Source organism: Streptomyces sp. DF42 (assembly GCF_058267695.1).
Window position 1 is genome coordinate 5,843,653 of sequence record NZ_CM177859.1, and the last position, 13,393, is coordinate 5,857,045.

Annotated in this window: 14 protein-coding genes and 1 tRNA gene; 12 read left to right on the forward strand and 3 right to left on the reverse strand. The window is 68.6% G+C overall.

What is annotated here, in order from left to right; all coding sequences use genetic code 11:
* Window positions 1-160 precede the first annotated feature (160 nt).
* The 3 genes from ACYUED_RS26875 (at window position 161) to ACYUED_RS26885 (ending at window position 3,647) form a co-directional block, all read left to right on the forward strand.
* On the forward strand, window positions 161-730 hold the full coding sequence (locus ACYUED_RS26875) for a TetR/AcrR family transcriptional regulator (protein ID WP_491285801.1): 570 nt from the start codon (window positions 161-163) through the stop codon (window positions 728-730).
* 122 nt (window positions 731-852) lie between these two features.
* On the forward strand, window positions 853-2,295 hold the full coding sequence (locus ACYUED_RS26880; RefSeq protein WP_491285803.1) for a DHA2 family efflux MFS transporter permease subunit: 1,443 nt from the start codon (window positions 853-855) through the stop codon (window positions 2,293-2,295).
* A 296-nt stretch (window positions 2,296-2,591) separates the two neighbouring features.
* Window positions 2,592-3,647, forward strand: a complete 1,056-nt coding sequence (locus ACYUED_RS26885) for a UDP-N-acetylmuramate dehydrogenase (protein WP_491285804.1) — start codon at window positions 2,592-2,594, stop codon at window positions 3,645-3,647.
* 63 nt (window positions 3,648-3,710) lie between these two features.
* Here ACYUED_RS26885 and ACYUED_RS26890 read toward each other — a convergent pair whose 3' ends face one another.
* A complete protein-coding gene (locus ACYUED_RS26890; RefSeq protein ID WP_491285806.1) occupies window positions 3,711-4,343 on the reverse strand; it encodes an NAD(P)-dependent oxidoreductase in 633 nt (210 codons plus the stop codon).
* A gap of 104 nt (window positions 4,344-4,447) precedes the next feature.
* Here ACYUED_RS26890 and ACYUED_RS26895 point away from each other — a divergent pair, with 104 nt between their 5' ends.
* Window positions 4,448-5,044, forward strand: coding sequence for a TetR/AcrR family transcriptional regulator (locus ACYUED_RS26895; RefSeq protein ID WP_491285808.1), 597 nt, complete (start codon window positions 4,448-4,450; stop codon window positions 5,042-5,044).
* A gap of 1 nt (window position 5,045) precedes the next feature.
* Here the strand turns inward: ACYUED_RS26895 and ACYUED_RS26900 are convergent, their stop codons facing one another.
* Both ACYUED_RS26900 and ACYUED_RS26905 read right to left on the reverse strand, forming a co-directional pair.
* Window positions 5,046-6,107, reverse strand: coding sequence for an adenosine deaminase (locus ACYUED_RS26900; protein ID WP_491285810.1), 1,062 nt, complete (start codon window positions 6,105-6,107; stop codon window positions 5,046-5,048).
* Between the two features lie 118 nt (window positions 6,108-6,225).
* Complete coding sequence (locus ACYUED_RS26905) at window positions 6,226-7,452, reverse strand: pyridoxal phosphate-dependent aminotransferase (RefSeq protein ID WP_491285812.1); 1,227 nt, start codon at window positions 7,450-7,452, stop codon at window positions 6,226-6,228.
* 282 nt (window positions 7,453-7,734) lie between these two features.
* Between ACYUED_RS26905 and ACYUED_RS26910 the strand changes: the two genes are divergently transcribed.
* The 8 genes from ACYUED_RS26910 to rplJ all read left to right on the forward strand — a co-directional run bounded on the left by ACYUED_RS26910 (window position 7,735) and on the right by rplJ (window position 13,343).
* Window positions 7,735-7,807 (forward strand) — tRNA-Trp (locus ACYUED_RS26910).
* Window positions 7,808-7,915: 108 nt separating this feature from the next.
* Entirely contained in the window at window positions 7,916-8,200 is a 285-nt protein-coding gene (gene secE / locus ACYUED_RS26915; protein ID WP_491285814.1) for a preprotein translocase subunit SecE, read from the forward strand.
* 80 nt (window positions 8,201-8,280) lie between these two features.
* Window positions 8,281-9,099 (forward strand): transcription termination/antitermination protein NusG, encoded by an 819-nt coding sequence (nusG, locus tag ACYUED_RS26920; RefSeq protein WP_491285816.1) that lies wholly within the window; start codon window positions 8,281-8,283, stop codon window positions 9,097-9,099.
* Window positions 9,100-9,268: 169 nt separating this feature from the next.
* Window positions 9,269-9,703, forward strand: coding sequence for a 50S ribosomal protein L11 (rplK, locus tag ACYUED_RS26925; RefSeq protein ID WP_005481290.1), 435 nt, complete (start codon window positions 9,269-9,271; stop codon window positions 9,701-9,703).
* Window positions 9,704-9,786: 83 nt separating this feature from the next.
* The gene (gene rplA, locus ACYUED_RS26930) at window positions 9,787-10,512 is read left to right on the forward strand and encodes a 50S ribosomal protein L1 (RefSeq protein ID WP_266519620.1); all 726 of its coding nucleotides are present in this window, start codon (window positions 9,787-9,789) and stop codon (window positions 10,510-10,512) included.
* A 140-nt stretch (window positions 10,513-10,652) separates the two neighbouring features.
* On the forward strand, window positions 10,653-11,564 hold the full coding sequence (locus ACYUED_RS26935; protein ID WP_491285818.1) for an SCO4651 family lipoprotein: 912 nt from the start codon (window positions 10,653-10,655) through the stop codon (window positions 11,562-11,564).
* Window positions 11,565-11,673: 109 nt separating this feature from the next.
* Entirely contained in the window at window positions 11,674-12,531 is an 858-nt protein-coding gene (locus ACYUED_RS26940; RefSeq protein WP_491285819.1) for an SCO4651 family lipoprotein, read from the forward strand.
* A gap of 281 nt (window positions 12,532-12,812) precedes the next feature.
* The gene (gene rplJ / locus ACYUED_RS26945; protein WP_266519626.1) at window positions 12,813-13,343 is read left to right on the forward strand and encodes a 50S ribosomal protein L10; all 531 of its coding nucleotides are present in this window, start codon (window positions 12,813-12,815) and stop codon (window positions 13,341-13,343) included.
* Window positions 13,344-13,393 lie beyond the last annotated feature (50 nt).

Here is a 13,393-nt window from a genome sequence, read left to right on the forward strand (position 1 = left end):
GACGGCCGTCTGGCAGTAGCGCCGGCATCCCTTCGCTTCCCCCACCTCCCTTCCTCCTCCCCTTTGTCTCCCCCTTCGCCCCTTCGCCCCTCCTTCCCTGCCTTCGGCCCCCTCCTCCACCCTCTTGACGTAGTTAGTGATTGAGTACTAACTTACTGGCATGGCCAGGATGAGCGCAGAGGAGAGGCGCGAGAGCGTCATCCGTGCGGCGACCGCCGAGTTCGCCCGCGGTGGTTACTACGGCACGTCGACCGAGGCGATCGCCAAACGGGTCGGCGTCTCGCAGCCGTATCTCTTCCGGCTCTTCCCGGGCAAGAAGGCGATGTTCCTCGCGGTGGCGCAGCGCTGTGTGGAGGACACGATCCGCACGTTCGAGGAGGCCGCCGAGGGGCTGGAGGGCGAAGAGGCCCGGATTGCCATGGCGAACGCGTACACCCAGGTGATCGCGGAGCGGCCCGAGCGGCTGCTGATGCAGATGCAGATGTACGTCACCGTGGCCGCCGCCGAGCAGGCCGGCGACCACGAACTCGGCGAGGAGGTGCGGGCGGGCTGGATGCGACTCTGGGACACGGTTCATCTGCCGCTCGGCGCCGACATCGACGAGACGACGTCGTTCATGGCGTGCGGGATGCTCATCAACTGCCTGGTGGCCATGGGATTTCCTCCCGGACATCGAGTCTGGGAAGGGGTCTATCCGGAGGCGCGGCTCAAGGGCCGTCTGGAGAAGTAGTCCGCGGGAGGGGCTCGTAACTGCTCGCAGACGCCTTTTCATGACCATTGAAGTTAGTGATCAATAACTAAATTGACTCTACATCCATCGATATGTACGACCGATCACCCGCTGGGGGAGCGATGTCACAGCAGACCGCACGGCGCGGGGGAACCGTCTGGGCCCTCGTCATCACCAGCGTCGCCGGATTCATGGCGGCCCTGGACAACCTCGTCGTCACCACCGCCCTGCCTTCCATCCGCAAGGACCTCGGCGGGGCGCTGGGTGACCTGGAATGGACGGTGAGCGCGTACACACTCACCTTCGCCGTCCTCCTGATGTTCGGGGCGGCGCTCGGCGACCGCTTCGGCCGCCGCCGGCTCTTCCTCGTCGGCCTCACCGTCTTCACCGGTGCCTCCGCCGCCGCGGCCATGGCGACCGGCATCAACTCCCTGATCGCCGCCCGCGCGGTCCAGGGCGTCGGTGCGGCGATCATGATGCCGCTGACACTCACCCTGCTGACCGCGGCCGTGCCTGCCGCCAAGCGCGGCATGGCGTACGGCATCTGGGGTGCCGTCAACGGGCTCGCCGTGGCCTCCGGACCGCTCATCGGCGGCAGCCTCACCGAGCATGTCTCCTGGCACTGGATCTTCTGGCTGAACGTCCCGCTTGGCATCGCCCTGCTGCCGCTCGCCCGCCTGCGCCTTGCCGAGTCGTACGGCACCGGCGCCCCGCTGGACGTCCCCGGCACCCTGCTCGCCAGCGGCGGCCTGTTCGGGATCGTCTACGGCCTGGTCCGCGGGCCGGCCGACGGCTGGACCAGCTCCCTGGTGCTCACCGGCCTGTTCGCCGGCGCCGCGCTCCTCGTCGGCTTCGTCGGCTTCAGCATCCGCGCCAAGAACCCCATGCTCCCGATGCGGCTGTTCCGCTCCCGTGCCTTCGCCGGGATCAACGCGGCCAGCCTGCTGATGTTCCTCGGCATGTTCGGTTCGATCTTCCTGCTCAGCCAGTTCATGCAGGGTGTCCTCGGCTACTCGCCCACCGAGGCGGGCCTCAGGATGCTGCCCTGGACCGGCATGCCGATGCTGGTCGCGCCGATCGCCGGCATCCTGTCCGACCGCATCGGAGGCCGGCCCGTCGTCGCCACCGGCCTCTTCCTGCAGGCCGCCGGCCTCGGCTGGATGGCCGCAGTGGTGGCACCAGGCGTCTCCTACGCCGCCCAGCTGCCCGCCCTGATCATCAGCGGCATCGGCATGGCCCTCTACTTCGCCCCCGCCGCCAACCTGGTCATGTCCAGCGTTCTGCCCAAGGAGCAGGGCATCGCCTCCGGAGCCAACAACGCACTGCGCGAGGTCGGCGGCGCACTCGGCATCGCGATCATGGCGTCGATCTTCTCGGCACAGGGTGGCTACGAGTCCGCGCAGGCCTTCGTCGACGGCCTGCAGCCCGCGCTGGTGACGGGCTCCGCGGTCGTCGCGGTCGCCGCGGTGGCCGCCCTGCTGATCCCCGCCCGGCGCCGCGCCGCCGAGACCGTTGAGGCGGCCGAAGAGGCCCAGGCGCCCGCGCTGGAGACGGCGTCCCACTGACCCTCTGATCTGGCGTCCCATGGACACCGATCTGGCGTCCCACGGACATCTCGATCTGGAGCCCGACCGACATCCCGATCTGGAGGAGCAGCGCACTCCGGCACCCACGCCCCGACCGCCGGCGGTCCGGCCGCACAGATGCGGGTTGCGAAGTCCGCCGGCTGGAAGGCGTCCGGCGACGAACTCCCGCTCCACTGGAGACAGGAGTTCCGGCGCCTGACCTGAGCACGCGCGCGTGGCCGGGCTGTCGGCCGATCGCTGCCGGGGCTGTCAGCGGCGTCTCGTAGTCTTGGCGCGTGCAGGAACTCCACGACGCTCCCCTCGCCCCGCTGACCACGTTCCGGCTGGGCGGTCCCGCGACCCGGCTGCTCACCGCGACCACCGATGCCGAGGTGATCGCCGCCGTCCGCGAGGCCGACGACACCGGGACGCCGCTGCTGCTGATCGGCGGCGGTTCGAACCTGGTCATCGGCGACAAGGGCTTCGCGGGCACCGCACTGGTCATCGCGACCAAGGGCTTCGACCTGGCCGGCACCCGCCTTGAACTGGCCGCCGGAGAGGTGTGGACCGACGCAGTCGCCCACACCGTGGAGGCCGGTCTGGCCGGCGTCGAGTGCCTGGCCGGCATCCCGGGCTCGGCCGGCGCCACCCCCATCCAGAACGTGGGGGCGTACGGCCAGGAGGTCTCCTCCACCATCACCGAAGTGATCGCCTACGACCGGCACACGCGCGAGACGGTCACCGTCCCGAGCGCCGACTGCGCGTTCTCGTACCGGCACAGCCGCTTCAAGGCCGACCCCGAGCGGTATGTCGTCCTGCGCGTGCGATTCGAGCTGGAGGACGCCGACGGACTCTCGGCGCCCCTCAAGTACGCCGAGACCGCCCGCGCCCTCGGCGTCGAGCCCGGGGACCGCGTCCCGCTGGCCGCCGCCCGCGAGACCGTCCTCAAGCTGCGCTCCGGCAAGGGCATGGTCCTGGACCCCGAGGACCACGACACCTGGTCGGCCGGCTCCTTCTTCACCAACCCGATCCTCACAGACGCCCAGTACGCCGCGTTCCACGCGCGCGTGCGGGAGCGGCTCGGCGACGGCGTGGAGCCGCCCGCATACCCGGCGGGGGAGGGGCACACCAAGACCTCCGCGGCTTGGCTGATCGACAAGGCCGGCTTCACCAAGGGCTACGGCACCGGCCCCGCCCGCATCTCCACCAAGCACACCCTCGCCCTGACCAACCGGGGCGAGGCCACCACCGAGGACCTGCTCGCACTCGCCCGCGAGGTCGTCGCCGGCGTCCGCGAGGCCTTCGGCATCACACTCGTCAACGAGCCGGTGACAGTCGGCGTCAGCCTGTAGAGGGTGGCTCGCAGGGACCGGCAGGAGGCCGGCACGGCGGGCGCAGGAACGCCTCGGTTCGCCTCAGTACGCCACACCCACCCCCTGCTTCACCGTCCCCGGATCTTCCGTCATCGCCAGCATCGCGTGCGCCACATCCGCGCGCCCGATGAAGCGGCCTCGGGCCGGAAAGCCGCCGACCACCGTCCGGTAGGCGCCCGTCACCGGCTTGTCCTGCAGCCGCGGCGGCCGTACGACCGTCCAGTCCGACGCGCTGCCGGCCAGCTCGCCCTCCATGGCGCCCAGGTCGGCGTAGACGTCCTTGAGCAGGGCGGAGATGAGGGCGCGCATCGTGCGGTCGAGCGGACCGTCCCCCTCGGGCTGCGGGCCGACCGGGCTCGCGCTCACCACGAGCAGCCGCCGCACCCCTTCCGCCTCCATGGCACCCAGCACCGTGCGCGTCAGCCTGGTCGCCACCCCCGCCTCCTTGCGGCTGCGCGCGCCGAGCCCCGACAGCACCACGTCCCGGCCGGCCACCGCGGGCCGCACCTTCTCCGGGTCGGCGAGGTCGTCCCGGAACACCTCCAGCCGATCGCCCGTCACGGACAGGCGTGCGGGGTCCCGCACGACCGCCGTCACCTCGTGGCCCGCGCCCAGGGCCTGGCGGACGATCTCCCGGCCAATGCCGCCGGTGGCGCCGAAAACGGTGAGTTTCATGGCTACTCCCGTGCCTCTGGATGGTGGGTGAGTATTCACTCACCACTTCTCCCCACTAGAGTGAGTGGGCACTCACCCACCCGTCAAGCATGATTGGACGACCCATGGAAACGAAGCCGGCCCGGGTCCGCATCCTCGATGCCGCTCACGAGCTGATGCTCACCGTCGGGCTGGCCCGCACCACCACCAAGGAGATCGCCAGGGCGGCCGACTGCTCCGAGGCCGCGCTCTACAAGTACTTCGCCAGCAAGGAGGAGCTGTTCATCCGGGTTCTCTCGGAACGGCTGTCCCAGTTGACGCCGCTGCTGAGCAGGCTGGCCGCCGAGCCCGGACAGGGCACGCTGGAGGAGAACCTGACCGAGATCGCCCGACACGCCGCCCTCTTCTACGAGGAGAGCTTCCCGATCGCCGCGTCCCTGTACGCCGAGACCCAGCTCAAGCGGCGCCACGACGACGCGATGCGGCAGATGGGAACGGGCCCGCACAAGCCGATCCAGGGTCTGGACACCTACCTGCGGGCCGAGCAGGAACTCGGCCGGGTCAGCCACGACGCGGACACCTTCGCGGCCGCGTCACTGCTGCTGGGCGCCTGCGCGCAGCGGGCGTTCGCCTACGACGCGACAAGGGAGGCCCTACGACCGCCGGTGGACGATTTCGCCGCGCGCCTGGCACGGACCCTGCTGATCGGCATCGCCGACTGACCTAGGCCAGCCAGTCGTCCACCCCCGCCAGCAGCTTCGCCCGCACGTCCTCCGGCGCCGCCGAAGCGCGCACCGACTGGCGGGCCAGCTCCGCCAACTCCTCGTCCGTGAAGGCGTGATGGCGCCGGGCGATGTCGTACTGGGCGGCCAGCCGCGAGCCGAACAACAGCGGGTCGTCGGCGCCGAGCGCCATCGGGACCCCCGCCTCGAACAGCGTGCGCAGCGGGACGTCCTCGGGCTTCTCGTAGACCCCCAGGGCCACGTTCGAGGCGGGACACACCTCGCATGTCACACCCCGGTCCGCCAGGCGCTTCAGTAGACGAGGGTCCTCCGCCGCCCGCACGCCGTGCCCGATCCGGTTCGCGTCCAGGTCGTCGAGGCAGTCCCGCACCGACGCCGGCCCGGTCAGCTCGCCGCCGTGCGGGGCGGACAGCAGGCCGCCCTCGCGCGCGATGTTGAACGCCCGGTCGAAGTCCCTCGCCATACCCCGGCGTTCGTCGTTCGAGAGTCCGAAGCCGACCACGCCCCGGTCCGCGTACCGTACCGCCAGCCGGGCCAGCGTGCGCGCGTCCAGCGGGTGCTTCATCCGGTTCGCGGCGACCAGGACCCGCATCCCGATCCCCGTCTCGCGCGACGTGGTCTCCACCGCGTCCAGGATGATCTCCAGCGCCGGGATCAACCCACCCAGCCGAGGCGCGTACGACGTCGGGTCCACCTGGATCTCCAGCCACCCCGAGCCGTCCTTCACATCCTCCTCCGCGGCCTCCCGCACCAGCCGCCGGATGTCCTCGGGCTCTCTGAGGCACGAGCGCGCGGCGTCGTACAGCCGCTGGAAGCGGAACCAGCCCCGCTCGTCCGTCGCCCGCAACTTCGGCGGCTCCCCGCTGGTCAGCGCCTCGGTCAGCGCGTCGGGCAGACGCACCCCGTACTTGTCGGCCAGCTCCAGCACGGTCGTGGGCCGCATCGACCCGGTGAAGTGCAGGTGCAGATGGGCCTTCGGCAGCTCGGAGACATCACGTACACCCGGGGGGTTCGGGGGGTGTCCCCCTGAAGAGCTCAGCATTCCAGGATCCTGCCGTATGCCCCAGCCGTCCCGGAAGCGGATTCCCCGTACGTGGTCTTGCTCGCACAAAAAAACGGGCCCCCTCATCCGAGGGGGCCCGTTGTGACTTGCGGCGAGGTCAGTCCTGCGCCTCCGCGAGCAGCTTCTGGATCCGGCTGACGCCCTCGACGAGATCCTCGTCACCCAGGGCGTACGACAGCCGCAGATAACCGGGCGTGCCGAAGGCCTCGCCCGGGACGACCGCGACCTCGGCCTCCTCCAGGATCAGCGCGGCCAGCTCGACCGTGTCCTGCGGACGCTTGCCGCGGATCTCCTTGCCGAGCAGGCCCTTTGCCGACGGGTACGCGTAGAACGCGCCCTCGGGCTCGGGGCAGACGATGCCGTCGATCTCGTTGAGCATCCGCACGATGGTCTTGCGGCGGCGGTCGAAGGCCTCGCGCATCGTCGCGACCGCGTCCAGGTCACCGGAGACGGCGGCCAGGGCGGCGACCTGTGCGACGTTCGACACGTTCGACGTGGCGTGCGACTGCAGGTTCGTCGCGGCCTTGACCACGTCCTTCGGGCCGATGACCCAGCCCACGCGCCAGCCCGTCATGGCGTACGTCTTCGCGACGCCGTTGACCACGATGCACTTGTCGCGCAGCTCGGGCAGCAGCGCCGGCAGGGACACGGAGACGGCGTCGCCGTAGACCAGGTGCTCGTAGATCTCGTCGGTCAGCACCCACAGGCCGTGCTCGACGGCCCAGCGGCCGATCGCCTCGGTCTCGGCCTCGGAGTACACCGCGCCGGTCGGGTTGGACGGCGAGACGAAGAGGACGACCTTCGTCTTCTCCGTGCGCGCGGCCTCCAGCTGCTCCACGCTCACGCGGTAACCGGTGGTCTCGTCCGCGACGACGTCCACCGGGACACCGCCGGCCAGACGGATCGACTCCGGGTACGTCGTCCAGTACGGCGCCGGCACGATGACCTCGTCGCCCGGGTCGAGGATCGCGGCGAAGGCCTCGTAGATGGCCTGCTTGCCGCCGTTGGTGACCAGGATCTGCGAGACGTCCGGCTCGTAGCCCGAGTCGCGCAGTGTCTTCGCGGCGATCGCGGCCTTCAGTTCGGGCAGACCGCCGGCCGGCGTGTACCGGTGGTACTTCGGGTTCCTGCAGGCCTCGACCGCGGCCTCGACGATGTAGTCCGGAGTGGGAAAGTCGGGTTCACCTGCGCCGAAGCCGATCACCGGACGCCCGGCGGCCTTGAGGGCCTTGGCCTTGGCGTCCACGGCGAGGGTGGCGGACTCGGAGATCGCGCCGACTCGGGCGGAGACCCGGCGCTCGGTGGGAGGGGTTGCAGCGCTCATGCCCCCATCGTTTCAGACCGGAAACGTCCCCGGCACACGGGTTTCACGGACTGAACATCCTGGGGTCGACCACTGAACACGTATCCGGATTCACACGATGGCCTGGGTGATCTTCCGAGGGATTTCCGGCGATCTTCCTTCCCCAAGGCCCTTACGGGCGCTTTCTGTTCGACGGGGCGCTTCGGACCACGTACACTCTCACCTCGTTGGCCATCAGCAGCCGCGCCGCAGACGGTGCACACCGAGCACTCGGTCGGATGCGGTACGTTGGTGGACACACAAAGGGTCGTAGCTCAATTGGTAGAGCACCGGTCTCCAAAACCGGCGGTTGGGGGTTCAAGTCCCTCCGGCCCTGCTACACACACCTTCGCCAGGATGTGTGCGCATGTACGTACTGCATTGCAACGCCGTGCGGCTCAGACCGGGCGCGGCACGGCCACGACCCGGGAACAGGTGAGGACGAATGGCGGACGCCGTGGGCTCCATCGACACGCCTGATGCCCAGGATGAGGCGCGGGAGACCAAGAAGTCCCGCAAGGGCGGCAAGAGGGCCAAGAAGGGCCCGTTCAAGAGGCTTGCCCTCTTCTATCGCCAGATCATCGCCGAACTCCGCAAGGTCGTCTGGCCTACGCGGAATCAGCTGTCGACGTACACCACCGTGGTGATTGTCTTCGTCGTCATCATGATCGGCCTGGTGACCGTGATTGACTATGGGCTCAACCACGCGGCCAAGTACGTCTTCGGCTGAGCAGAGAGCGAAGGGCGCCGAGGTACCCGGCGCCCCTTTCGCATGTTCCACCCCCATGTATCCAGGAAGAAGCAGCCACCGTGTCTGACACGAACCTGAACGACGACGCCATCGAGCCGGACGAGTCCGTGGACGACGAACTCGACATCGTCGAGGGCGCGGACGAGCAGGACGAGTTCGAGGCTGCCGAGGCCGAGGCGGAGGAGCCGGCCGAGGAGGCCGCCCTGCAGGTCGTGGACGAGGAAGAGATCGCCGAGGAGGAGCCCGAGCCGGTCGAGCCCGTCGACCCGGTCCAGGCGCTCCGCGAGGAGCTTCGCTCCCTGCCCGGCGAGTGGTACGTCATCCACACCTACGCCGGTTACGAGAACCGCGTGAAGACCAACCTGGAGCAGCGCGCCGTCTCGCTGAACGTCGAGGACTACATCTTCCAGGCCGAGGTGCCGCAGGAAGAGGTCGTCCAGATCAAGAACGGCGACCGCAAGACCATCAAGCAGAACAAGCTCCCGGGCTACGTCCTCGTCCGCATGGACCTGACGAACGAGTCCTGGGGTGTGGTCCGCAACACCCCCGGCGTCACCGGCTTCGTGGGCAACGCCTACGACCCCTACCCGCTGACCCTGGACGAGATCGTCAAGATGCTCGCCCCCGAGGCCGAGGAGAAGGCAGCCCGTGAGGCCGCCGAGGCCGAGGGCAAGCCCGTCCCGCAGCGCAAGGTCGAGGTCCAGGTGCTGGACTTCGAGGTCGGCGACTCGGTCACCGTCACCGACGGCCCGTTCGCCACGCTCCAGGCGACCATCAACGAGATCAACCCCGACTCGAAGAAGGTCAAGGGCCTGGTGGAGATCTTCGGTCGGGAGACCCCGGTCGAGCTGTCGTTCGACCAGATCCAGAAGAACTAGTTCTTCCTGGAACACGCGCCTCCGACCAGGTCAGACAGGCTCTCGACAGCCGGTCTGACCTGCTCGGTTTTTGGCCGCACACCTATACCCGTTATCGTTGTGCGGTATGCCTTCATCCGGGACGCGACCCGGGCGCAGGCACGCCTCAATCGAAAGGACCCGGAGAGTAATGCCTCCCAAGAAGAAGAAGGTCACGGGGCTCATCAAGCTCCAGATCAACGCCGGTGCGGCGAACCCGGCCCCGCCGGTCGGCCCCGCGCTGGGTCAGCACGGCGTCAACATCATGGAGTTCTGCAAGGCGTACAACGCCGCGACCGAGTCGCAGCGTGGCTGGGTGATCCCGGTGGAGATCACGGTCTACGAGGACCGCTCCTTCACCTTCGTCACCAAGACGCCGCCGGCCGCGAAGATGATCCTCAAGGCCGCGGGTGTGGAGAAGGGCTCCGGCGAGCCGCACAAGACCAAGGTCGCCAAGATCACCGAGGCGCAGGTCCGCGAGATCGCCACGACCAAGCTCCCCGACCTCAACGCCAACGACCTGGACGCCGCGTCGAAGATCATCGCCGGCACCGCCCGTTCCATGGGCATCACGGTCGAGGGCTGAGCCCCAACCTCCCCGCACGTCAGCAGAAGTGGCAGGGCCTGCTCGGCCCGGACCACGACTCCTAAGAATCCACAGGAGCAGTAGTGAGCAAGCGCAGCAAGTCTCTCCGCGCTGCGGACGCCAAGATCGACCGGGACAAGCTCTACGCCCCGCTCGAGGCCGTCCGTCTCGCCAAGGAGACCTCCACGACCAAGTTCGACGGCACCGTCGAGGTCGCCTTCCGTCTGGGTGTCGACCCGCGCAAGGCCGACCAGATGGTCCGTGGCACCGTGAACCTGCCGCACGGCACCGGTAAGACCGCCCGGGTCCTGGTCTTCGCGACCGGTGACCGTGCAGCCGCCGCAGAGGCCGCGGGCGCCGACATCGTCGGCTCCGACGAACTGATCGACGAGGTGGCGAAGGGCCGTCTGGACTTCGACGCCGTCGTCGCCACCCCTGACCTCATGGGCAAGGTCGGCCGCCTCGGCCGCGTGCTCGGTCCCCGTGGTCTGATGCCGAACCCCAAGACCGGCACCGTGACCCCGGACGTCGCCAAGGCTGTCAACGACATCAAGGGCGGCAAGATCGAGTTCCGCGTCGACAAGCACTCGAACCTGCACTTCATCATCGGCAAGGTGTCGTTCGACGACACCAAGCTGGTGGAGAACTACGGCGCCGCACTGGACGAGATCCTCCGTCTGAAGCCGTCCGCCGCCAAGGGTCGCTACATCAAGAAGGCCGCGATCAGCACCACGATCGGCCCCGGCATTCCGGTCGACTCCAACCGCACCCGCAACCTCCTCGTCGAGGAGGACCCGGCCGCCGTCTGATCCGGACGGCAGTCGCGCGTACGCGTTCTTGACACGAGCCCCGCAACCTTTCGAGGTGCGGGGCTCGTCCCTTTCCCCGGACGTGTGTCAGTGCCCTGCGTTAGCGTGCGGGCACAGCAATCGCATAGGGGTGGGGACCAATGAAGAGCACGACCGTGCGCCGCGTGAGCCTGTCGATCGCGGCACTGACCGCGCTGTCGGCCGTGGCCGCCTGCAGCTCCTCGGGCTCCGGCAGGGACGGCAAGGACGGCAAGGCAGCCGGGAGGGCCGCGACGCACCTCAGCCCCATAGCGGCTCTGCGCACCGCCGAGAAGTCCACCGACAGCGCCGACTCCGCCAAGGTCGAGTCCACGACCACCATGGGCTCCCTGATGTCCATGACGGCCGACGGCGCCCTCGGCTGGGCCGACGGCCTCACCGGCAACCTCACCATCACCTACACCGGCGGCACCATGGCCGACACCATGCGCCAGCTCGGCACCACGTCGATGGAGGCCCGCTACCTGCCCGACGCGTACTACGCGAAGATGGGCGAGAAGTTCGCCGAGCAGGCGGGCGGCAAACACTGGATCCGGTACGGCTACACCGACCTGGCCGACCTCGGCGGCAGCTCAGGCGCCTACCTCAAGGACCAGATGCAGAACACGACGCCCAACCAGTCGGTGAAGCTCCTGCTGGCCTCCGGGGACGTCAAGAAGGCCGGCACCGAGAAGGTGCGCGGCGTGAACACCACGCACTACTCGGGCACGGTGGACGTCGCCGACCTCGCCGGCAAGAACTCCAACCTCACCGCGAGCCAGCTCGCCGGCCTGAAGAAGCAGCTCACCCAGGCCGGCGTCACCACGGAGACCGTCGACATCTGGGTGGACGGCCAGGACCTCCTGGTCAAGAAGACGGAGAAGGGCCGGATGACGGCCGGCGAGTACACCCAGACCGCGTACTACAGCGACTACGGCGTGAAGGTCTCCGCCACCAAGCCCGCGGCCGCCGACACCGAGGACTTCAAGGAGCTGCTGAAGAAGAAGGGCGCAGGGTCGGGCACCACGTCCTGACCCGCTGTTTCCCCTGGTGCCCACGGGAATGCGGGTGACTCCTGTCACCTCCTGAGGCTAAGCTCGCGTCATTACTGTGTATCTGCCATGCATTCCTTGGGGGGAATCGATGGAGTCTTCCGTACGTGGTTCGGCGCGCCGTAGAGCGACGGTTGCCGGTCTCGCCGCTCTGCTGCTCGCCGGGGGAGCGGCCGGCTGCCAGAAGGGCGCCGCGGAGCAGTCGCCGGACATGACGCCCGCCGCGGCCGTCGCCAAGGCGGCGAAGAACAGCGAGGACATCACGTCCCTGCGCTACAGGATGACCGGCGACATCCCGGGCCAGGGCCGGGTCACAGGCGACGCCGCGATGAGCATGAAGCCGCTGGCGATGAGCATGAAGATCACGGCCCAGGGCCAGGCCACCGACGGCCCGGTCGAGATCCGCCTCGTCGACAAGGCCATGTACGTCGGCGGGAACGCCTCCATGACCAAGGAGATGGACGGCAAGAGCTGGATCAAGTTCGACATGTCCGCGCTCGGCGCCGGCAAGGAGCTGAACGCCGACCAGCTGGGCGCAGGCCAGGCCGGCAAGAACCCGGCGAGTGAGTCCACCTTCCTCACCGGCTCCAAGGACGTGAAGAAGGTCGGCACCGAGACCGTCGACGGCGTGAAGACCACCCACTACGAGGGCACGGTCACCGTCGCCGGCATCAAGGCCTCCCTCAAGGACGAGAACAAGGCCGTCCGGGAGCAGCGCGAGAAGAGCCTCGACCAGTACGAGAAGATGGGCATCGACTCGATGACCATGGACATGTGGGTCGACGGCGATCACCACACCAAGCAGTTCCGGATGCGCGGCGACGCCGACAAGGGCCGCCTCGACATGAAGATCACCTTCCTCGACATCAACGAGCCGGTGAAGGTCACCGCCCCGCCCGCCAAGGACACGGCCGACCTCGCAGAGATGCTGAAGGGCGCCCAGGGCTGAGCCGTAGGAGCGGATTTGCTTGACGGCGATCCGTTCGCGTACCCTCCTTGAGAAGCCAAAGACCGCTGGTCGTTGCCGTGCGCTCCTGGAGGGCGCGGTGGCCGAAGGATCCGCTGAACCGCGGACGACCCGCGCAGGTGATCGTGGAAACGCTCCCGACAGTTCGCTGCTCACGCCGCGCACAATCGGTCGAGCTACGCCCCGAGCGCTTGCGCCGGGGCGTTTCGTTTTCCCCAGCCCCTTCCGAGCGGTCGTCATCACCCGGAAGGAGGCCGACGCTCATGGCAAGGCCCGACAAGGCTGCCGCGGTGGCCGAGCTCGCGGAGCAGTTCCGCAGCTCGAACGCCGCCGTGCTGACCGAGTACCGGGGTCTCACCGTGGCGCAGCTCAAGACGCTGCGCCGTTCGCTCGGTGAGAACGCCCAGTACGCCGTGGTGAAGAACACGCTGACCAAGATTGCGGCCAACGAGGCCGGGATCTCGACGCTCGACGACCTGTTCAACGGTCCGACGGCGGTCGCCTTCGTCACCGGTGACCCGGTGGAGTCGGCGAAGGGTCTTCGTGACTTTGCCAAGGACAACCCGAACCTCGTCATCAAGGGCGGTGTCCTTGACGGCAAGGCGCTGTCCGCCGACGAGATCAAGAAGCTTGCGGACCTTGAGTCCCGCGAGGTTCTGCTCGCCAAGCTGGCGGGCGCCTTCAAGGGCAAGCAGACCCAGGCTGCCCAGGTCTTCCAGGCGCTCCCGTCGAAGTTCGTCCGCACCGCGGAGGCGCTTCGTGCCAAGCAGGCCGAGCAGGGCGGTGCCGAGTAATTCGGCTCGCGAAATGACCGCCGCCTGAGGCTCTCCGCCTGAGGCAGAGG